This window comes from Chondromyces apiculatus DSM 436 (genome assembly GCF_000601485.1).
GTDB classification, from domain to species: Bacteria; Myxococcota_A; Polyangia; order Polyangiales; family Polyangiaceae; genus Chondromyces; species Chondromyces apiculatus.
Genome location: NZ_ASRX01000036.1, coordinates 14,083 through 35,296, shown reverse-complemented (window position 1 = coordinate 35,296; position 21,214 = coordinate 14,083). Strand labels below are relative to the sequence as shown.

Here is a 21,214-nt window from a genome sequence, read left to right as displayed (position 1 = left end):
GAGCGGCCTGCGCGACCTCCCTCAGCGGCGCATGCGGGCTTTTCTTCGGGCCTCCACGCGGTCCTGTGCCCGCCGCAGGGAGACGGCCTCGCCCTGAGGCCCGCTCAGGGCGGCCGCGAGCGCGCCGATGTTCGGGGAGCGGAACACCTCGGTGACTGGCACATCGCGGCCGGTGAGTTTGCGCAGCCGGCCCGCGATCGTGATCACGTGGACCGACGTGGCCCCCATGTCGAACAGGTGTTGATCGATCCCGATCTCCGCGATCCCGAGAACCTCTTTCACGATCGCGGCCAGGCTCTCCTCGAGCGCGTTGCGCGGCAGGATCCGCTCTCCCTGAGGCTCCGCCGGGGCTTGCTTGAGATCGAGCAGCGCCTTGCGATCCACCTTGCCGTTGGACGTCAGCGGCAGGGCCTCGATCTCGATGAAGACGCTCGGAATCATGTACTCGGGGAGCCTCGTGCGGAGCGTGCGCTTGAGGAGCTCCGAGAGATCTTCTCCCCGGGCCCGGAGCGCACGCTTCGGAGATGACTCCTGCCCGAGCGCCGAGACGGCGTACTGATCGGGATCTACCCGACCTCCCAGGATGCCATGCACGAGGACGCAGGAGGGGTCCGCGCCGAGCGCTGGCCGGACGCGCTCGAAGTCGATAGCGCTCACGGGGCAGAGCCCGAGGGTGCAGGACGGCGCCCGATCCATCAGCAACTGACCCATGTAGCCGGCTTCCAGCAGGCAGAGATCACGCGCGAGCGAGCCGAAGACAGGCTTGAGCGCGTCGAGCTTCCCCACGAACAGCACGACGAACGCCGCCTCCGCGAACATGTCGACGTTGGAAGGTGCGTGTACCTGGGCATCGAGGCCCTCATCGGAGAGCCTCCGTAGCTGGTTGCCCCGGGGATCGTGGTAGTAGTAGCCACCCTCGAGACCCTCGACGCGGCCCGGCTTGACGTGAAGATAGGTCTGGACGGCGTACAGGCCCCCCGCTGAGGGGTAGAGGTACTTGGGGAGCACCGCGCCCTCGGGTTCTACCAGGGACAGGCAGCTCAGGAAGCGGCCGAGATCCGCGAGCAGGATCGGCGCTTCAAGGAAGGTCCTGATGCTGCGGCGTCGGGCGTAGCTCTCGAGCGAGGCATCTCCTTGCTCCGGTGCGCCGAGATTCACGAGCGGCTTGTCGCCGACGTCGTGGCGCAGACCAGGGCGGCCCAGGATGAACTGCCCCTTCTCCGCATCGCTCAGCGTGCCTGGTTCCTGAACGGGCTTGTCGGCGTGGACAGGCGGCTCCGTGCGCGCCTCTCCGCGCTCTCGGACCACGTAGGCGACCAGCCGCTTGCTCGCCGCACTGTCTCCCACGGCGACGACCACGGCGTCACGCACGCCCGGATCCTTCTTGAGCGCTTCCTCGACCTCTGCCGGCTCGATGCGGTAGCCGCGGATCTTGATCTGCAGGTCTGCCCGACCAAGGATCTCGATGTTCCCGTCGGGCAACCATCGGCCCTTGTCGCCCGATCTGTAGAGGCGCTCCCCGGTCGACGGGTGCGTGATGAAGCGCTCCCGCGTCTTCTCTTCATCGCGCAGGTAGCCTCGCGCCAGCCCGACGCCACCGATGTACAGCTCGCCCGGGACCCAGTCCGGGCACTCGCGCAGCCGCTCGTTCAGTACATGGTAGCTGGCGCCCCGCATGGGCTTCCCGTAGGGGATGCTCTTCCACGTCGGATCGACCTTGCCGATGGGATAACAGATGTCCCAGACCGTGGTCTCGGTCGGGCCCCCAGCGCCGACCACCTCGACCCCACCGAGCAGCGCGCGCAGGCGATCTGGGAGATCGACGGGGATGAAATCGCCCGAGAGGATCACCCAGCGCAGCGAGGTCGGCACGGCATCGTCCTGAGCCAGCCGGTGCTCCGCGTGCTCCACCAGCATCTGAAGGAATGCCGGTACCGAGTTCCAGAGGGTCACCTTGTGTTCCCTCATGAGCGCGATCCAGTGCGCTGGATCCCGCGTCTTGTCCGCGTCGGGCAGGACGATCGCCCCGCCGACCACGCCGAGGACGCAGACCATGTCGAAGACCGACAGGTCATGGTGCAGCGCCGTCACTGCGAGCGCACGATCCTCTGGACGGAGGTTCCAGCGTGTCGCGACCTCCATCATCCGGTGCGTCACGCTGCGGTGCTCGATCATCACCCCCTTCGGCTGCCCCGTGGAGCCCGAGGTATAGAGGACATAGGCCAGGTTGCGCGGTCCCTGCACCGAGGAGAGCGGCCGGTCCTCGCCTGCCAGCGCCGCGCGCCCGTCGACCACCAGCAACCGCACGCCTTCGAGCCAGGAGAGGCTCGGCGCGTGCTCGGCCTGGGTCAGCGCGACGCGGGCCTCGCTGTCCTGCACGATGCGCTTCAGGCGTTCCTCCGAGCCGGCTGCGTCGAGGGGGACATACGCGCCGCCGGCCTTGAGCACCCCGAAGACCGCAACGATCTGCTCCCAGCCCTTCTCCATGAGGATGGGCACACGATCGTCTGGCCCCACACCCATGGCCCGCAGCTCGTGCGCGAGCTGATTCGAGAGGCGATCCAGCTCTCCGTACGTGAGGATCTTCTCTGACGTGATCACCGCGACCCGATCCGGGGCCGCGGCAGCCTGCTGCGCGAAGAGCTCATGGATCAGCTCCTCGGGGAAGTCCGCGCCGGTCGCGTTCACGGCCTCGCGCCGGGCCCGCTGCGCCGCCGGCAAGATATCGATCGAGGCCTGCCTCCAGGGCGCATCCTCATCGGCGAGCCGGCCGAGGATCTCCGTGTAGGCCTGGAACATGTCGCGGATGAACCCCTCGGGGTAGACCCCCGAGACGATGTCCCACACGAGGGTGATGGCCCCGTCCCGCTCCGAGACCTGGTGGTCCAGCAAGAGCTGCGGGGTCTGCGTGATCGAATAGACGCACTCGCCGAGCCCGTTCAGCGCGTCCATCCCCTCGACCCTCTTGTTCAACATGCTCGTGAACACCACGGGGAACAGCGCGCCCTGGTGCTGCCTCCAGATCCGGGCGACCTCCCGCTGCACCTCGATCCCGCTCACCTCGCGGTGCTCCATGGCCTCCCAGAGCTGCTGCTGGATCCCCTGTGCGCGCTGCTCGAACGTCTGGCCCGACGAGGTGTCGATGTCCATCAAGAGCATCGACGTGAAATCTCCGATGATGTGATTCACCTCGGGATGGAGGGGGAGCCGGTTGAAGAACGTGACGTTCATGGTGAACCGCGGAACCGCGCTCCACCAGCCGAGCACCTCTGCATAAGCGGCGAGGAGGACGACTGTCGGCGTGAGCTGCGCCTCCCTGGCCCGCTCTTTGAGGCGATCCCACGAGGCCGCCGACAGGCTCACTTCGTGGTGCTCGAAGCCTACCTTCCCGACGGTCGCCGGGTCAGCGGCCATCGGGAGGGCAGGCGCGGGAGGCAGCTCCGCGGCGCGCCGCTTCCAGTACTCAAGGGATCGCCTGTAGGGATCGAGGTTCTTCCGCGCCTCCAGCGCGAGCACGTAATCCCGGTACGAAAGTTCCAGGGGGGGGAGTGGCGTGCCGGGGGCCGTGTAGTAGCTCATCCAGTCCTTGAACAGGATGGCCAGGCTGCCGGCGTCGACGTTGATCAGATCGATGCTGACCAGGAGCCGGACCCGCCGGTCGTCGACGCGCGCGGCGACGATGTGGTGGAGAGGCAGGCGCTCGGTGTCATAGATGCGATGGGACATCGCCCCTCGCATCGAGGCGAGCCTCGCCTCGATGTCGCTCGTCGAGAGGGCGCGCATGTCGACCACCTCGATGGCGCTGTCGAGCTCGGGCTCGACGACCTGGTGCATCTCGGGCAGCGTCCTGGCCCGCAGCATGCCGTGCCGATTGACGACGCTGCGAAACGCGCGGTCCAGCCGCTCGATGTCGAGATCGACACAGTCGTATTCCTGGTACAGGTGGATGCCCGTCGGCACCGCGAACGCGCCTGTGCGGCCCATCCAGTAGGCCTTCTGGATGTCCGTGAGCGGGAAGGGCAGGTGCCGATCCGCGGGGACAGTCACGGCGGAGGCCTGCGCCTCGAGGTTTCCCTCGAGGGGATCGCGCTGGAGCAGCGACAGGATCGCCGATTTGTTCTCCACAATCCTGCCGCGCAGATCGGCGCTCAGGGTGCCCCTGGGGGCTCGAATCTGGAGCTGATCACCGTCTGCCAGAAGCTTGATGCCCTGCCGCGCAAGATCGCTCAGAAGCTGGCTGATACTCATGATTCAACGAGGTCCTTTACACCAGTGGCCGGCTCGGCTGCGTCTGGCGGGAGCGCGAAGGCGGCGAAGAGCTTGTCGGTAGCGATCGGTGGCGTCGTGCGGCCTGCGACCACGTCGGCCTCGAGCTGCGCGAGGCGCCGCGCGACCCCCGGATGCGCGCGGAAGGTGCGCTCCAGCCGCTCGGTGATCAGGGACCACATCCACGAGCGCTGCTGCTCGGCGCGCGTCGCGGCGAGGTCCCCGGAGGCTTCGAGCGTGCGGCGGTGCTCCTCGACCACGTCCCAGAGCGCGTCGAGCCCTTCCCCGGTCAGGCCCGAGACGGCGAGGGCGTGGGCCTCCCAGCTCGGGCGCCTTCGGGGCAGGTAGCGAAGGGCTGCCCGCAGGTTGCCGAGCGAGGTGCGGGCGCGGGCCGCCCCGTCGCCGTCGCACTTGTTGACGGCGATGGCGTCGGCAAGCTCCAGGATGCCCTTCTTGATGCCCTGCAGCTCGTCGCCGGAGCCTGGGAGCGCCAGGACCAGGAAGAAGTCGACCATGTCACTGACCGCGGTCTCGCCCTGCCCGACGCCCACCGTCTCGACCAGGATCACGTCGAACCCCGCGGCCTCGCAGAGGAGCATGGTCTCGCGGGTGCGCCGGGCGATGCCGCCGGGAGAGAGCCCGCTCGGCGAGGGCCGGATGAAGGCGCGCCGCTCGAGCGAGAGCCTGGCCATGCGGGTCTTGTCGCCGAGGATGGAGCCGCCCGAGATGGTGCTCGACGGGTCGATCGCCAGGACCGCCACCTGGCTGCCGCGCCCGAGGAGGCGCATCCCCAGCTCGTCCACGAAGGTGCTCTTGCCGACCCCGGGCACGCCGGTGATGCCGACCCGGCGCGCGTTCCCCGTTGCGGGCAGGAGCCGGATGAGGAGCGCCTGCGCGAGCGCGGCGTCGGCCTCGTCGCGGCTCTCGACGAGGGTGATCGCCTGCGCGAGGATGGCCCGGTCGCACGCGCGGACACCGCGCTCGTACTCGTCGAGCGCCAGGCGCGGGCGCTTCCGGGTCATCGACCTTCTTCCAGGCGATCGATGAGGGCACAGGCTGCCTCGGCGATCACGGTGCCGGGCCCGAAGATCTCCGCCGCTCCGGCCTCGCGCAGCGCCGGGTAGTCGTCGGGAGGGATGACCCCGCCGACGACGACCAGGATGTCGGGGCGGCCGAGGTCCGCGAGGGCTGCCCGCAGCGCAGGGACGAGGGTCAGGTGGCCGGCTGCGAGGGAACTCGCGCCGACGACGTGGACGTCGTTCTCCACGGCGGCCTGCGCCGTCTCCTCGGGCGTCTGGAAGAGCGGGCCGATGTCGACGTCGAAGCCGAGGTCGGCGAAGGCGGTGGCGATCACCTTCTGGCCGCGGTCGTGGCCGTCCTGGCCCATCTTGGCGACGAGGATGCGCGGCCTTCGGCCTTCCCGATCGAGGAACGCCCTGGTGCGCTCTCGCGCCGTCGCCACGGAGACTATGCTTTCTCCCACCTCGCCCGCGTACACGCCGGCGATGGAGCGGATCTCGGCCTGGTGGCGTCCCCACACCTTTTCGAGCGCCATCGAGATCTCACCCACCGTGGCGCGGGCCCGCGCGGCGTGCGTCGCCAGCTCGAGCAGGTTGCCCCCGCCGCCCTCCGCGCAGGCCGTGAGGGCGTCGAGGGTGCTTCGGCACGCGGACTCGTCGCGCTCGCGCCGGAGCCGCTCCAGCCGCTCGATCTGCGTGCGCCGGACGGCGGCGTTGTCGACCTTCAGCACGGGGACCGCCTCGTCGCTGGTGGGGCGGAAGCGGTTCACGCCCACGATGGCCTGGCGGCCGGAGTCGATGCGGGCCTGGGTGCGGGCGGCGGCCTCCTCGATCCGGAGCTTGGGCACGCCGGCCTCGATGGCCTTGACCATGCCGCCGAGCGCCTCGACCTCCTCGATGTGCGCCCGGGCGCGGGCGGCGAGGTCGTGGGTGAGCCGCTCGACGTAGTAGCTGCCTCCCCACGGGTCGACGGGCCGGCAGGTACCCGACTCGAGCTGGAGCTGGAGCTGGGTGTTGCGGGCGATGCGCGCGGAGAAGTTGGTGGGGAGCGCGAGCGCCTCGTCGAGCGAGTTGGTGTGGAGGCTCTGGGTGTGGCCCTGCGTCGCCGCCATCGCCTCGATGCAGGTGCGGATCACGTTGTTGTAGACGTCCTGCGCGGTGAGCGACCAGCCGGAGGTCTGGCAGTGGGTGCGGAGGGCGAGGCTCTTCTGGCTCTTCGGCGAGAAGCGCGCCATCAGCTCCGCCCAGAGGAGGCGCGCGGCGCGGAGCTTCGCCACCTCCATGAAGAAGTTCATCCCGATCGCGAAGAAGAACGAGAGGCGCGGCGCGAAGGCGTCCACGTTCATCCCCGCGGCGATGCCGGTGCGCACGTACTCGAGGCCGTCGGCGAGGGTGTACCCGAGCTCCAGGTCCGCGGTCGCCCCGGCTTCTTGCATGTGGTAGCCGGAGATGGAGATCGAGTTGAACTTCGGCATCTTCTGCGAGGTGAACGCGAAGATGTCGGCGATGATCCGCATCGAGGGAGCGGGCGGATAGATGTAGGTGTTCCGCACCATGAACTCCTTGAGGATGTCGTTCTGGATGGTGCCGGTGAGCTTCTCCGGCGAGACGCCCTGCTCCTCCGCGGCGACGATGTAGAGGGCGAGGATCGGCAGGACCGCGCCGTTCATGGTCATCGACACGCTCATCTTGTCGAGCGGGATGCCGTCGAAGAGCAGGCGCATGTCGAGGATGGAGTCGATCGCCACGCCGGCCATGCCGACGTCGCCGCTGACGCGCGGGTGGTCGCTGTCGTACCCGCGGTGGGTGGCCAGATCGAAGGCGATGGACAGGCCCATCTGCCCCGCGGCGAGGTTGCGCCGGTAGAAGGCGTTGGACTCCTCGGCCGTCGAGAACCCCGCGTACTGCCGCACGGTCCAGGGCTTCTGGACGTACATCGTCGGGTAGGGGCCGCGCACGAACGGCGCGAAGCCGGGGAGGCTGCCGAGGTGGGCGACGCCCGCGAGGTCGTCGGCCGTGTAGATCTGCCGGTGGGGGATTCCTTCGGGGGTATCCCAGGTGTCCGCGGGGCCCGCGGGGCGCGTGGTTCCGGTGACCGCCGGTGCGGCGTCTACCTGCACGGCGTCGAAGTCGAGGCCCGCGAAGTCAGGGAGACGGTGGCTCATGACGGCACCTCCAGGAGTTCGGAGAGCACAGCGACCACGTCGCAGCCGATGAAGATGAAGCCGTCGACGCCTGCCTCGCGCAGCGGAGCTTCGAGCCGCCCGGGCCTCCCGGCGACGAGGACGCGCCTGCAACCCGCAGCCTTGAGCGCCCGCGCGCGGTCCACGGCCTCGGCGGCATAGCGCTCGTCGCTTCCGCAGAGGCAGGCGAGGGGGACACCCTCGTCCGCGGTGCTCTCGCGGGTGCGGATGCCGCCCGCGCCGAGGAAGCCAGTGGCGAAGCCGACGCGCGCGCGGGACTCGGCAAAGGGGCCGAGGGTCACCAGCAGCGCCTCCGGAGGCGTACCCGCGGCCTCTGCGCGCGCGCGCAGGGCCTCGAAGATCGTTGCGTCGCGGTGGGCTGCGAGGGCCCCGGGGGAGGCCTGCGGAGCTTCGTCGCGCGGGGCCGGGCGCGGGAGGGTCTCGTCGAGGTTCGCGAACTCCGACACCCCCAGGATCGGCGCCTTGCGCTTGGCGATCCGGGCGAGCCAGTCGTGCCAGGCCGCGTCGAGCTTCGCCGAGATCCGGCCGCTCTCCAGGGCGGCGGTGATGCCGCCTTCCCGCTCGATGGCCCGGAAGCGGCGCCAGGCTTCGCGCGCGAGCGCATCGGTGAGGGTCTCGAAGTAGTACGCGCCGCCCGCGGGGTCGATCACCCTGCCGAGGAAGCTCTCCTCGCGGAGGACGAGGCCCGTGTTGCGCGCGACGCGCCGACCGAGCGCGGAGGGGGCGCCCAGGGCCTGGTCGAAGGCGCTGGGGGTGACGAGATCGGCGCCGCCGAGGACCGCGGAGAACACCTGGGTGGTGACGCGCAGCATGTTCACCCAGGGGTCACGCGCGGTGAGCGTCCGTGACGAGCAGACCGCGTGGATCAGCGTCGCCTCCGCGGGGCCCGCGCGGCGCGTGTCCACGGCCGCGAGCGCCGCGAGCAGCTTCTGCCAGCACGTCCGGAGCGCGCGCAGCTTGCAGAGTTCCAGGAAGGTGTCCCTGCCGACGGAGACCTGCACCGCGATCTGGCGCGCCGCCTGATCGGGCGAGAGGCCCGATGAGAGCAGCGCGTCGAGGTAGCGCGCGCCGGTGGAGAGCGCGAAGGCGATCTCGTCGGCCGCGTCTGCGCCAGCCTCATGGTACGGGAGCGTGGAGACCATCGCCGCGGTCGCGCCTTGCGCGTGCTCCTCGACGGCCCGCGCCACGCGCCCGAGGGTCGTGAGGTCTTCCGCCAGGGTCATGAAAGGCGCGCTCCCCCGCGCGCGCCGCGCGAGCGGATCCAGGGTCAGGGCGAAGCCCGACGTGGCGACGGGCGCGAGCCGGCCCACGGCGCTCTCCAGGTCCTCCGCCGAGGAGGCCTCGTCCATGTCGATGACGTGGAACCTGCGGGCCAGGTCGTCGCGCGTGAGCGCCCTCTCCAGCCCGAGCCACAGCGCGTCGGCGCCTCCTTCGACGTCTGCCTTGAGATCGGCGTCTGCCTTGAGGTCGGCGCCTGCCTTGAGATCGGCGTCACCAGCGCTGTCGTCGGCGGCTGCGCCGGGCTCATGGCGCATGCAGATCCGGAACGGCACCCCGCGCCGCTCGCGCGGGGCCAGTGTGGCCAGCGTGGCCCGAGGGCCCTCGGTGTAGAGCGGCGCGACGAGGATGCCCTCCATCGCCTCGTGGACGAGCGCCGCGTCGAACGGCTTGCCCGCGAGCTCCTTCTCGACCTGTGCTCGCCACTCGGCGACGGTGACGGGTGAAAACTCCACCGCGGGCTCCTCCTACATGTTGCGCCGGTACTGTCCGCCGACCTGGTAGAGCGCTCCCGAGAGCTGGCCGAGCGTGCAGACCTTGCAGGCCTCCATGAGCGCGTCGAAGACGTTGCCCCCGTCGAGCGCCGCGCGCTGCACCGCATCCAGGGCTGCCGGCGCCACCGCCGCGTTGCGCTTCCAGAAGGCGTCGCGCGAGGTGATCGCGTAGTCCTTCTCTTCCGTGGTGGCGCGGATGACCTCGGGAGGCGCCACCGTGGGCGAACCCTTCGGATCGAGGAAGGTGTTGACCCCGATGATGGGCAGCTCCCCGTTGTGCTTGAGGGTCTCGTAGTAGAGCGACTCTTCCTGGATCTTGGAGCGTTGGTACATGCGCTCCATCGCGCCGAGCACGCCGCCGCGCTCGGAGATCGAGCGGAACTCGTTCAGCACCGCCGCCTCCACGAGGTCCGTCAGCTCCTCGACGATGAACGAGCCCTGGGTCGGGTTCTCGTTCTTGGCCAGGCCGAACTCCTTGGTGATGACGAGCTGGATGGCGAGCGCCCGCCGCACGCTCTCCTCGGTCGGCGTGGTGATCGCCTCGTCGTAGGCGTTCGTGTGGAGGGAGTTGCAGTTGTCCTGCAAGGCGAGGAGGGCCTGCAGCGTGGTGCGGATGTCGTTGAACGCGATCTCCTGGGCGTGCAGCGAGCGGCCCGACGTCTGGATGTGGTACTTGAGCTTCTGCGAGCGCTCGTTGCCGCGGTACTTGTCGCGGATCGTCCTCGACCAGATGCGCCGCGCCACCCGCCCGATCACCGTGTATTCGGGATCCATGCCGTTCGAGAAGAAGAACGACAGGTTCGGGGCGAAGTCGTCGATGTGCATCCCGCGCGAGAGGTAGTACTCGACGAACGTGAACCCGTTCGCGAGCGTGAACGCGAGCTGGGAGATGGGGTTCGCCCCGGCCTCGGCGATGTGGTAGCCGGAGATCGAGACGGAGTAGAAGTTCCGGACCTTGTTCTCGATGAAGTGCTGCTGGATGTCGCCCATGAGCCGCAGCGCGAACTCGGTCGAGAAAATGCAGGTGTTCTGGGCCTGATCCTCCTTGAGGATGTCGGCCTGCACCGTCCCCCGCACCGCGGAGAGCGTTGCCGCGCGGATCTTCGTGTACACCTCGTGGGGCAGGACCTCGTCGCCGGACACGCCGAGGAGCATGAGGCCGAGCCCGTCGTTGCCCTCGGGGAGCGCTCCCTGGTAGCTCGGCCGCGGCACCCCGCGCTGCGCGAAGATCTCGGTGATCTTCTGCTCGATCTCGGCGACCTTCCCCTGGCTCCGGATCCATTTCTCGCAGCCCTGGTCGATGGCGGCGTTGAGGAAGAAGCCGAGCAGCATCGGCGCCGGGCCGTTGATGGTCATCGAGACCGACGTCGTCGGATCGGACAGGTCGAAGCCCGAGTAGAGCTTCTTGGCGTCGTCCACGTTGGCGATCGAGACGCCGGAGTTGCCGACCTTCCCGTAGATGTCGGGCCGGTGGTCGGGGTCCTCTCCATAGAGCGTGACGGAGTCGAACGCCGTCGAGAGCCGCTTGGCAGGCAGGCCGCGCGACACGTAGTGGAAGCGCCTGTTGGTGCGCTCGGGGCCGCCTTCGCCCGCGAACATGCGCGCCGGATCCTCGTTCTCCCGCTTGAGCGGGAAGACGCCGGCGGTGAAGGGGAACTGCCCGGGGGGCGCCTCGCGGAGGAGCCAGGTGAGCACGTCGCCCCAGTCCTCGTACCTGGGCAAGGAGACCTTGGGGATGCGCAGGTGCGAGAGCGACTCGGAGACGAGGTCGAGCTCGATCACCTTGTCGCGTACCTGGAACTGGTACTTCGCAGCCGCGTAGCGGCGCTTGGTGGCGGGCCACTCGTCGAGGAGCTGCTTGCACTCGGGCGCGAGGCGCACCTCCAGGTCGCGGTAGAGATCCACGATCTCGCCGAGAAACGCTGGCTCCCCTTCGATGCGCTGGGTGACCTGCACGGTGTCGGTGGGGCCGGCGGGCTCCACGATCTCCAGGCGCTTCTTGCCCACGTTGGCGCGGAGGGCCTCGATGGTGCCGTGGAGCTGGTACATCCGCCGCGCGATCGCCGCCTGGGCGCGCACGAAGGCGTCGTAGGCGTCGCAGGTGTCGACGATCTCGGCGAGGTAACGGGTGCGCTCCGGCGGGATGATCCAGCGCTTCTCGCTCATGCCGGCGGTGATCTCCGTCCGCGGGTCGAGGGGCGCCCCCGTCTTCCTGGCGACGAGCTGCATGATCGTCCGGTACAGCCGGTTCATCCCCGGGTCGTTGAACTGCGAGGCGATCGTCCCGTAGACCGGGAGGTCCTCGTCGGCGACGGTGAAGGCGTTGTGGTTGCGCCGCCACTGCTTCTTCACGTCGCGCAGCGCGTCCAGCGAGCCCCGCTTGTCGAACTTGTTGATGGCGACGATGTCGGCGAAGTCGAGCATGTCGATCTTCTCGAGCTGGGTCGCGGCGCCGTACTCCGCCGTCATCAGGTAGAGCGACACGTCGGCGTACTCGGTGATCTCGGTGTCGGACTGCCCGATGCCCGAGGTCTCGACGATGATGAGATCGAAGCCGGCCGCCCGGCACACCTCGATCGACTCCCCCACGTGCTTGGAGAGGGCCAGGTTCGACTGGCGCGTCGCGAGGGAGCGCATGTAGATGCGCGGGTCGTCGATTGCGTTCATGCGGATGCGGTCGCCGAGCAGGGCCCCACCCGACTTGCGCTTCGAGGGATCGACCGAGAGCACCGCCATCGTTTTGTCCTCGCTCTCCGCGAGGAAGCGGCGCACCAGCTCGTCGACGAGGCTCGACTTGCCAGCGCCGCCGGTGCCAGTGATCCCGAGCACCGGGGCTCTGCGCTCCCGAGGGGGGAGCGCCGCCAGCGCCGCGCGCAGCTTGTCGCCTGCTTCGGGGAAATTCTCGGCGATGGTGATGAGCGCCGCGATGGTGTCGGGCTCACGCTGGCCGAGGCGCGCGAGGAGCGGCTCGAAGTCCGGGGAGCGCTTCTCGAAGTCACACCTCGCCAGGAGATCGTTGATCATCCCCTGCAGCCCCATCGCCCGGCCGTCGTCGGGGGAGTAGATGCGGGAGACGCCGTACTCGTGCAGCTCCTGGATCTCGGAGGGGAGGATCGTCCCGCCACCCCCGCCGAAGACCTCGATCCGCGCTCCCGCTTTCCGCAGGAGATCGATCATGTACTTGAAGTACTCGACGTGACCTCCCTGGTAGGAGGTGATGGCGATTCCCTGGACGTCCTCCTGGATCGCGCAGTTGACGATCTCGGCGACGGAGCGGTTGTGCCCGAGGTGCACGACCTCCGCGCCGGAGGACTGCATCAGCCGGCGCATGACGTTGATCGCGGCGTCGTGACCATCGAAGAGCGAGGCAGCGCTCACGAGGCGGACGTGGTGGCGGGGGCTGTACGGTGCGGTGGCGGCAGGAGGCTGCACGAGACGAGACCCTCCTTCTCAGGTGCTCTCGGGGTGGCGGTGTAGGCGTCGATCCCCCCGATGAGGGGCTTTCAGCGGCATCGGCGGCCTACCTTCATGGCGCTCGGTTTCATAGTCAAGCCTCGGTAGGCTCCTGCCCTCGTGCCACGGACGACACTGGCCCAGCTTCCCGCCGCCCCCAGGATCCTCGCCCTCGTTGCAGAGGCGGATGTGCTCGCCGTCGTGTGCGATGGTGGTGCTTGCTTCGTCGTCCCCACCTCGGCACCTCTCCCCGTGACCCCGCGTGCCGTAGGTGTGCTCGCAGGTCCGCTGGCAGGCGCGGGAGGCTGGGGAGACCGGGTGTACTTCGTCGCGCAGTCCGGAGAGGTCGTCCTCCTGGAGCGCGCCTCTGGAGCGGTGACGCGTTACAACATCGGCGCGTGCAGGCGGTGGTGTCCGGCAGCGCGAGCCCCGGTCTCGGCGCGCATCGTGCCCGCGGGAGGGATGCTCTCCGGGTCGTACCGGAACGATTCGGTGGAGATCGTGGACGAGGCGTGCGGGGCGTGGCTCGGCAAGATCGAGCCGGAGACCCGGGACTGCTTCGAGGTCGACCGGGTGGCGCTGAGCGCAGACGGGGAGACCGTCGCGTTGACTGGGCTCGACGTTCACTACACGAGCGTCGGGGACTGGGGGTGGGGCCAGCAAGAGGTGCTGGTCGTGGCGGAGGTGTCGAGCGGCCGTCGGGTGCTCGACGTGGTGCTGGGGGAGACGATGCGCCCCTCGGAGCACGAGCCCATCGCCGTGGCGCTCGGTGTGCGTGGGTGCCTCGTGGGCACCGCGTGCCTGCCCGTCCCGCCCCCGGGCGGCGACGAGCGTCTCCCCCACGCGGACCGGGCGCCGCTGGACATCGAGGCGCGCTTCGAGGACGTGACGCATCTCGTGGCGCTCGAAGAGGGCAACGCGGCGCTCGTGCGCGCTGAGGTCCAGTGGCCCGGCGGAGGCAAGGAGAGCGCGCGGGCGCGGCGTGTGGCCTCGACACGGCTGAGGTTCCTCGACGCGGAGGGCGAGGAGGTCGCGCGTGTCGAGCTACCTGCGGCGATCACCGCCGTGACGCAGGTAGGCACGCAGGTCGGCGCCGCCCTCGTCGTCGGCTGCGACGACGGCCGACTCGTCCTCGTGGACCATGCGGTGCCGCTCGGGCCCCTGCCCTGAGGCAGGGTGTGCAGGCTCCTTTGGCACCCCCGGCAAGAATTGAACTTGCGACCTTCGGTTTAGGAAACCGCTGCTCTATCCACTGAGCTACGGGGGCAGGGGGCGCGCAGACTTTCATGCCCTGACGCGCAGGTCAATGCTGGCCTGAAGCTGCTCGCCGTCGGATCAGGGCTCGTAGGCGCCGAGGGCGCAGGAGGTCGTGTCGCGCGGGTTGCCGCGCTGATCGGTCGGGGGACAGTCGGTGCCCGCGCCGAGGACGGGGCTCCCTTCCAGAGGGGCCATCGCGGGGGCAGGGCCGCCGTGATCGTCGAGGGGGCCGAGGAGCGGATCGGCGCGGAGGATGCCGGGCGTGCAGTCGAGATCGTCCTGGAGGCCATTCGGCCACTGGAGGTTGTGCTCGCCGGAGCCCGAGGGCGTGTTGTACGCGCTGCCCGTGCAGTTGAGCGGGGTGTACTCGTTGTCGGCCTCGTTGCTGACGATGGTGTTGCGCAGGGTCAGGCTGCTGACCCGCGCGATGCCGGACGCGAACTGCGCCTGGTTGCCGGCGATGGTGCAGTTGAGCAAGGTCCCGGTGGTGTTGTCGCCGATGACGAGGCCGCCGCCGATGCCGCGCGTGGTGAAGTCCTCGCGGGGCCAGGTCGCGTTGCCGGAGAGGGTGACGTTGGTGAGATCGGCGGTGGCCGCGGCAGCACCATGCCCGAGGATCCAGAGCCCGGCGCTCGAACGGGCAGCGTTTCCGGAGACGGTGGTCGCGGTCATGGTCACGTGGGTGCCCTGGATGTAGAGACCCCCGGCGCCACTCGGCAGATCGTCGGTCCTGTCGGTGACCGCGTTGTCGTCGAAGTGGGAGCGGTCGATGGTGGTGGGCTCGCTCTCGTAGCCGGTGCGGAAGAGCGCGCCGCCGAGGGCGCCGCCGTTGTTGCCACGGACGAGGGTGCCGCAGATGGTCAGGGTGCGGCCCTGGCCGTCCATCACGATGGCGCCACCATTGCCCCCGCGACCTGCCTGCTGGCCGCTGCCGTCGATGTAGTTCGCGCCCTCCCCGGTGGCGGTGTTGTTCACGAGGGTGCTGTTCACGATCGTGAGGGCGGTGCCGAGCGCGCCGAGGGCGCCGCCGTTGGCCCCGCGGTTGTTCACGAAGGTGCTGCCGACGACGATGGTCTCGCCGCGCCCGATGCCGTAGATGGCGCCGCCGGCGACGTCGGGGCCCACCTCGGCGCAGGCGTTGCCGTCGAAGACGCTGTCGATGACGATGACCGTGCCGCCGAGGTGGTAGATCGCGCCGCCGCCCCCGTCGGTGTCGGTGCCGAGGGGGATGGCCGTGCCGCTCGCGCGACCCCGCGTGAAGGTGAGGCGCTGCACGGTGAGCGTGGGGCTCGTGGCCTCGTAGTTGCCGGTGTCGAGGGCGAGGATGCGGGTCGCGTTGCCGCCGTCGAGGGTGATGAGGCCACCGCCGTCGATGACGGTGTCGGCGGTGATCTCCTTGGTGGTGGTGATGGGGAGGGTGAAGGGGTCGGGGCCGCAGTCGAAGACGATGGTCCCTCCGGCGGCGAGCGCCGCGTCGAGCGCCGCTTCGGTGCAGCTCCCGGGGGTGCCGTCGCCGATGACGGTGGAGGGTGTGGTCACGTCGGCGAGCGTGACGGGGGGCTCGCAGGTGGCCTCGGGAGGCGGTGGGACGGGGACGCTGCCGCCAGTCCCCGGGTCGCCTGCGCCCGTACCTGCGCCGCCGGCTCCTCCCGTCCCGCCAGGATCACCGCCGGTCGTGCCCGCGTCGTCGCCGCCGCATGCGGCGCTGAGGGCTGCGAGGAGGGCTCCAGCGACGAGGGGAAGGGCGAAGCGAGAGGCGGGGCGAGAGAGGGGCATGGAACCTCCAGGCGGCCCGGTGGGGGCGCGCAGCGAGGCTACCAGAGCCGTCTCTACAGCGCGCGGCGGTAGCGCATCTCGGTGAGCTCGGCGTCACCGAGCTTCGTCGGTCTACGGGCGCCGTCCGGCACGAAGCCGTTGAGTTCGTAAAAGCGGCGCGCGCGGGTGTTGCCGGCGAGCACCCACAAGGTGGCCGCGGACAGGCCGCGGCGGGCGAGGCCGGACTGTGCGGTGTCGAGCAGCTCGCTGCCGAGGCCCCGGCTCCACGCGGCAGGGATGAGGTAGAGCGTGTAGATCTCGCCGACGTGGCGGGGGTTGTCGTCGTCGTCGCGGCAGGGGCCCGCGCTCGAGAAGCCGAGGACCGTGCTGTCGTTGGCGATGACCCAGGTGTGGGTCCCGGTCTCGTCGGCGTCGAGGATGCGGCGCCAGTTGGCGGTCTGGACGGGGACGGTGAGGCGGTTCAGGACGGCAGCGGGGATCAGGCCGAGGTACGCGGCCTGCCAGCTATCGACATGGGCGCGGGCGATGGCGCTGGCATCGCGGGGGATGGCACGGCGGAGGGTGATGCGGGTGATCTGGTTGGGGGGCATGGGGGCAGGGCTCGGGCGTGCGAAGCGGGCGCGCGGGCGCAAAGCCGACATGCTCGGAGGAGCGCTGCAGGGGAACCACCCCCTCAGCGTCTCCTGCGCCCTCCCCGCGCGGGTGAGTATGACCCGCGTCCTCCGGCGCAGCACCCCGGAGATGATGAGTTTGTCGGCACAATGCTGGCGACGTTTGCGCTCAGACGCTCTCCGCCGCCCCCGACGCTGCGGCGCTCGCGCCTGCCGGTGTGGACGCAGCCGCGACCGCCTGGGCCGTCACGAGGCGGGTACGCCGGCCGGAGCCAAGGGTGAGGTGCTGACCCCACGAGGTCTGGTGGGGCGCGTCGCCGTCGAGGAGGCGGTTTTCGCGGAGTTCGAAGCCTGCGGCGAGGTACGCGGGGCGCAGCTCCGCCTCGACCCGCTCGTCGGTGAGGGGAGGGAGGCCGAGGCGCTCGGCATAAGGGCGGTCGTCGAGCACGCTCTGGTTGAGGAGCGTGACGAGCTCCGCGCCAGGGCGAACGAGGCGCCGGAGACCGGCGAGGACCTCGGGATCTGGCAGGACGAGGGCCGTGAAGAGCGATGACCACGGGTAGTTGATGGTCAGGGTGTCGGCGAGGCCGTCGAGTTCCTCCGGGAGCGCCTGCGCCGAGGCGACGATGAACAGGGCGTTGGGGCGGCCGCCGCGCGCGGGTTTGCGGGAGGCGCGGTGGGAGACCTCGCGCATGCGCTCGCCCACGGCGTCGATGCCGATGCACAGGGTGTCCGGGTTCGCGCTGGCCCAGCGGTAGACGAAGCGACCATCGCCGGTGCCGACGTCGATGAGCACGTGAGCGTGGCCTTCGAGCCGCGCGCGCAGCTCTGCAGGACCGAGGTCGACGAGGGTCTTGCCGATCTGTGCCCGCATGGCTCTCCGCGCGAGGTCAGTAGCCGCGCGGCTTGCGGAAGGCCGAGGGGCGCACCTGGTTGAGGCGGTAGGCGAGCCCGGTGAGCGTCTCGGCGTGCCCCACGAGGAGGAGGCCGCCGGGGCGGAGCAGGCGGGTGAGATCGTCGAGGAGGCGCTGCCGGAGCTGGACGTCGAAGTAGATCATCACGTTGCGGCACAGGATGACGTCGAAGTGTGGCAGGTGAGGGAAAGGCGCCGTCGTGAGGTTCATGCGGGTGAACAGGATGCGCTCCCGCAGGCGCTGGGAGACCTCGTAGAGGCCAGGCGCCGCGGGCGAGGATGCCCCCGGGTCCGCAGCCGTGACGGCGCCGGGAGACAGCGCGGAGGGAGGACCAGCGGGCGTCGCGGGAGGGACGGCGGTGAAGTACTTGGCGCGGAGCCGCTCGGGGACGGGGGCGACCTGCTGCTCGGTGTAGCGGCCAGCGACGGCGGTGGCGAGGGCGCTCGTCGAGAGATCCGTCGCCAGGATCCGGTAGGCCTCGTCGTCGCCACCGAAGGCTTCGCTCAGGGTGATCGCGGCGCTGTAGGCCTCCTCCCCGCTCGCCGTGGCTGCGCACCACACCCGCATCTGGCGCCCGTCCCTGGACGCATGGCGCCCAGCCTCGCCGGCGAGGAGCGTGAAGTGCTCGGCGTCACGGTAGAAGCCCGTGAAGGTCGTGCAGAGGGCGTCGAGGAAGCGCACCATCTCCACGCCCGAGGGGTCGGCGCGCAGGCGGGCCAGGTACGCGGCAGGGTCGACGAGTCCAAGCTCGGACATGCGGCCTGCGATGCGCGTGGCGACCAGCGTCTCCTTGCCGTCGCGAAGCCTAATGCCGCACTGCTCTGCGGCGAGCTCACGGAAGGCACGGAAGAGCGGAGGCGGCAGGGAGAGCGGAGGCGGTAGGGAGAATGGAGAAGGGGGGACGAGGGGCGGCGGGAGGAAGGAGGGGAGGGGGAGCGAAGCCGGCGACGACGAGGCGCTCCCGTATCCTTCTCTCCCGGAGGAGCTCTGGGGGGCGCGCGCTCGGTGCAGCTCGATCATCGGGTCGGTGTCTGGTGCTCGGGGGCCCGCAGGCCGGTCCCCCCGCCGATCAGGACCACTCTGCTCGAAATGGAGCAGCGTTCCAACCTGGATCACGTCGTGACGGCACCGGACGGTGAGGAGGACGACAGCACCTGAAGGGCGTGTGCGCGGCAGGCGATGGATCGGGCGAGGTCGTCGTTGGCCTCGCGGAGCATGCGCGCGAGGATGGGGTGCTCACCGTTCAGCGAGGCGAGGAGCGCGGCGGAGCGCTCCAGGACTGCAGGTTCCACGCGCCATGCTGGGAAGAGGTGGTTGACGTAGGCACGGGCGAGCTCGGGCGGCCTGGAGGCGAAGACGCCGACCACCTGCTCGAAGAAGGCCTCGCTGAACGGCAGGAGGATCTCGCGCTGGAAGGACCAGGCGAAGCCGGACATGGCCGCGGTGGTGAGGTGGAGCGATCCGAAGCCCTCACCGTGGAAGCGCTCCCACGCGGCGGCCTTGGCACCGGCATCGGGCCGCGCGACCTCGGCGCGCAACGCGGCGCGCTGTCCACGATCGGACACGTCGCGGCGACGCTCCTCGGCGAGGCGCTCCTCGGCGCCAGGCATCCCGCGGGCAATCCACTTGGTGGCCACGGTCCAGCGCATGTCCTGATCGACCGGCACTTCCCCGATGCCGCGCGCGCCGTCGCACAGGTCGGCGGCGAGCCGCAGATCCTCCGGGCTGAAGGCGGCGTTCACCAGGGCGCGGGCCCAGGTGAGGCGCGCGTCGCCGGGAGGCGCGGTGCCGATGCCGCGCAGCGCCACCTCGCAGAGCGCCGAGGCCGCGGCGGCGCGCTCCTCCTCGGGGACGTAGCGCGAGAGGCAGAGCGTGGCGTGCCCCAGCGTGGTTTCGGTGAGCTCGAGATCGGGCTCGAGGGGGAGCTTTTCCCGTTGCAGGGCGAGGTACTCGAGCGACGAGAGCTGTCTGTCCCGGACCATGCTCCACAGGGAGGCCCCGAGGAGCTGTCGGAGGAGAGGGTCGTGTACACCCTCCAGGTTTGCCCTGACGTACGCGAGGGTCCTCGCATCGAGGGCAACCTGAGCGAAGGTGAGGTCCTGGTGGTTCGGGAAGACCAGCGCTGGCGCGGGGCGTCCGACGGCCGCCGGGACATCCACCTCCGCGCCGTCGATGAAGGCGGGGAGCGCCTCCAGCGTGAGCGTGCCGCCTTTGTCCCAGCCGAGCACCACATCCACCCGGTGGGGCCTCAACGTGGGGTGCTCGGGCGGCGCCTCCTGCTGCAGACGGAGGCGCGTGATCCGCTCGCCCTCGATCGTGACGTCTGCGCGCAGCGTGTTCAGCGCAGGCTTCTCCAGCCAGAGGTGCGCCCAGTCGGTGAGCGCCCGCCCGCCCACGGGGACGGCGATTGCGTCGAGGAAATCGCGCAGTGACGCATTGCCGAACTCGTGACGCCGGAAATAGCGACGCATGCCTTCACGGAATGCGTCGAGGCCGATTGCCGCCACGAGCTGCCGCATGGCCGCAGCGCCCTTGCCGTAGGTGATCCCGTCGAAGTTGAGGAAGGTGTGATCGGTGTCGGGCACCTCGCCGGCGACGGGGTGGGTCGTGCAGAGCTGATCCTGACGGTAGGCCCAGCCCTTGATCCCGTTGAAGGAGGTCCATGCATCCGGCCCGAACCGCGTGGCGTGCTCCAGCGCCAGATAGGACATGTACGTCGCGAAGCTCTCGTTCAGCCACAGATCGTTCCACCAGCGCATGGTGACGAGGTCGCCGAACCACATGTGCGCCATCTCGTGGAGGATCACCTCCGCCCGGGAGAGACGCTGGTGCGCGGTGGGCGGGTCGCGGAAGATCATCCGTTCACTGAAGGTCACCGCCCCCACATTCTCCATGGCCCCTGCGTTGTATTCGGGGACGAAGAGCTGGTCGTACTTCTTGAACGGGTAAGGGTAGTCGAAGAAGTCCGGGTAAAAGTCGAGGCCTTGTCGAGTGATCGTGAAGACCTCGTCCGGGTCGAGGTGGCGCGCGAGGGAGCGGCGGCAGAAGAGGCCGAGGGGGATGCCGCGGTACTCGTCCCGGACTGCGTGGTAAGGGCCGACGACGAGCGCGAACAGGTAGGTGCTGAAGCGCAACGTCTCCTGGAAGCAGTGGGTGGTGCGCCCGTCCGCCGCGGGCTCCGTCCTGTCGACTGGGGCGTTGCTCACCACCTCCCAGCCTGCCGGCGCCGTGACCGTGAGCCGGTACGTGGCCTTGAGATCGGGCTGATCGAAGCAGGGAAAGAGCCGGTGCGCGCTGTAAGGCTCGAAGTCGGTGAACAGGTACGTCTCGCCGTCCTCAGGGTCGACGAACCGATGAAAGCCGTCGCCTGTATGGTCGAAGTCGTTCTGGTAGACCACCCGCACGCGGGTCTCGGGAGTGAGGTGCGCGCCGGGCAGGATCAAACGACAGTCCGCCCAGGTTGGCGTCAGCTCCGTGCCATTGATCTCCAGCCGCTCGACCTGCCGACCCCTGAAGTCGAGGAACGTGTCGCCGCTCCCGGTGGCGCGAAACTGCACGGTGACCTCACCCCTGTAGGAAGAGGCTCCGTGCTCGATGTCGAGCCGTAGCTCATAGCGGACATCATCGACCCGAGCGGCGCGCTCCCCGGCGTGCTGCTGGGTGAGCATGTCTCTACCGCCCCCATTCGTACTCTGGACCGCCATCATGGGGTCACAGCCTAGGCTGAGCTTGCACAAGGCGACCAGACAGTTCCGGCTCTGCACGCCGCCAGGGGCGGCGGCACCTGCCCAGGGCAGGGTCCGCGCAGCAGGGGCGTGACGAAACTGCCGATTCGGGACCGATCGGGAGCGGAACGGGGGGTGCAAGAGGCTCTGGTCGTCGACCGCAGGCCACGCACCGCGACCGCGCCCATGGTGATGGGCGCACCAGCCGCGAATGACC

Annotated in this window: 11 protein-coding genes and 1 tRNA gene; 1 reads left to right on the top strand and 11 read right to left on the bottom strand. The window is 69.8% G+C overall.

Annotated features, from left to right (window positions below):
• Positions 1–21: 21 nt before the first annotated feature.
• The 5 genes from CAP_RS22465 to CAP_RS22445 are packed head-to-tail and all read right to left on the bottom strand — an operon-like array spanning position 22 to position 12,591.
• Positions 22–4,248, bottom strand: a complete 4,227-nt coding sequence (locus CAP_RS22465; RefSeq protein ID WP_044244473.1) for a non-ribosomal peptide synthetase — start codon at positions 4,246–4,248, stop codon at positions 22–24.
• Entirely contained in the window at positions 4,245–5,288 is a 1,044-nt protein-coding gene (gene meaB / locus CAP_RS22460; protein WP_044244471.1) for a methylmalonyl Co-A mutase-associated GTPase MeaB, read from the bottom strand. Before meaB ends, CAP_RS22465 begins: the two co-directional genes overlap by 4 nt.
• Positions 5,285–7,450: a methylmalonyl-CoA mutase gene (scpA, locus tag CAP_RS22455; RefSeq protein ID WP_044244468.1), complete on the bottom strand. Its 2,166-nt coding sequence runs from the start codon at positions 7,448–7,450 to the stop codon at positions 5,285–5,287. Before scpA ends, meaB begins: the two co-directional genes overlap by 4 nt.
• Complete coding sequence (locus CAP_RS22450; protein WP_044244466.1) at positions 7,447–9,222, bottom strand: methylmalonyl-CoA mutase family protein; 1,776 nt, start codon at positions 9,220–9,222, stop codon at positions 7,447–7,449. Before CAP_RS22450 ends, scpA begins: the two co-directional genes overlap by 4 nt.
• 12 nt (positions 9,223–9,234) lie before the next feature.
• Positions 9,235–12,591: a methylmalonyl-CoA mutase family protein gene (locus CAP_RS22445; RefSeq protein WP_231511623.1), complete on the bottom strand. Its 3,357-nt coding sequence runs from the start codon at positions 12,589–12,591 to the stop codon at positions 9,235–9,237.
• A 243-nt stretch (positions 12,592–12,834) separates the two neighbouring features.
• Between CAP_RS22445 and CAP_RS22440 the strand changes: the two genes are divergently transcribed.
• Positions 12,835–13,884, top strand: coding sequence for a hypothetical protein (locus CAP_RS22440; RefSeq protein WP_156041047.1), 1,050 nt, complete (start codon positions 12,835–12,837; stop codon positions 13,882–13,884).
• Between the two features lie 21 nt (positions 13,885–13,905).
• On the opposite strand, the gene CAP_RS22435 is transcribed toward CAP_RS22440, so the two are convergent.
• The 6 genes from CAP_RS22435 to pepN all read right to left on the bottom strand — a co-directional run bounded on the left by CAP_RS22435 (position 13,906) and on the right by pepN (position 20,940).
• A tRNA-Arg gene (locus tag CAP_RS22435) sits at positions 13,906–13,981 on the bottom strand.
• Positions 13,982–14,049: 68 nt separating this feature from the next.
• On the bottom strand, positions 14,050–15,747 hold the full coding sequence (locus CAP_RS45260) for a choice-of-anchor Q domain-containing protein (RefSeq protein WP_052375664.1): 1,698 nt from the start codon (positions 15,745–15,747) through the stop codon (positions 14,050–14,052).
• Between the two features lie 53 nt (positions 15,748–15,800).
• Positions 15,801–16,337: a GNAT family N-acetyltransferase gene (locus CAP_RS22425; protein ID WP_044244461.1), complete on the bottom strand. Its 537-nt coding sequence runs from the start codon at positions 16,335–16,337 to the stop codon at positions 15,801–15,803.
• Between the two features lie 190 nt (positions 16,338–16,527).
• The gene (locus tag CAP_RS22420; RefSeq protein WP_052375663.1) at positions 16,528–17,232 is read right to left on the bottom strand and encodes a class I SAM-dependent methyltransferase; all 705 of its coding nucleotides are present in this window, start codon (positions 17,230–17,232) and stop codon (positions 16,528–16,530) included.
• A gap of 16 nt (positions 17,233–17,248) precedes the next feature.
• Entirely contained in the window at positions 17,249–18,292 is a 1,044-nt protein-coding gene (locus CAP_RS22415) for a CheR family methyltransferase (RefSeq protein ID WP_052375662.1), read from the bottom strand.
• A 92-nt stretch (positions 18,293–18,384) separates the two neighbouring features.
• Positions 18,385–20,940 carry an aminopeptidase N gene (gene pepN / locus CAP_RS22410; protein WP_052375661.1) on the bottom strand — a complete coding sequence of 852 codons (2,556 nt, stop codon included), beginning with the start codon at positions 20,938–20,940 and terminating at the stop codon, positions 18,385–18,387.
• Between the last annotated feature and the right edge of the window lie 274 nt (positions 20,941–21,214).

Bases quoted from the DNA above. Each gene is read 5' to 3' on its own strand.
- CAP_RS22465 (WP_044244473.1), bottom strand. From the start codon at position 4,248: ATGAGTATCAGCCAGCTTCTGAGCGATCTTGCGCGGCAGGGCATCAAG.
- meaB (WP_044244471.1), bottom strand. From the start codon at position 5,288: ATGACCCGGAAGCGCCCGCGCCTGGCGCTCGACGAGTACGAGCGCGGT.
- scpA (WP_044244468.1), bottom strand. From the start codon at position 7,450: ATGAGCCACCGTCTCCCTGACTTCGCGGGCCTCGACTTCGACGCCGTG.
- CAP_RS22445 (WP_231511623.1), bottom strand. From the start codon at position 12,591: ATGCGCCGGCTGATGCAGTCCTCCGGCGCGGAGGTCGTGCACCTCGGG.
- CAP_RS45260 (WP_052375664.1), bottom strand. From the start codon at position 15,747: ATGCCCCTCTCTCGCCCCGCCTCTCGCTTCGCCCTTCCCCTCGTCGCT.
- CAP_RS22425 (WP_044244461.1), bottom strand. From the start codon at position 16,337: ATGCCCCCCAACCAGATCACCCGCATCACCCTCCGCCGTGCCATCCCC.
- CAP_RS22420 (WP_052375663.1), bottom strand. From the start codon at position 17,232: ATGCGGGCACAGATCGGCAAGACCCTCGTCGACCTCGGTCCTGCAGAG.
- CAP_RS22415 (WP_052375662.1), bottom strand. From the start codon at position 18,292: ATGATCGAGCTGCACCGAGCGCGCGCCCCCCAGAGCTCCTCCGGGAGA.
- pepN (WP_052375661.1), bottom strand. From the start codon at position 20,940: ATGCTCACCCAGCAGCACGCCGGGGAGCGCGCCGCTCGGGTCGATGAT.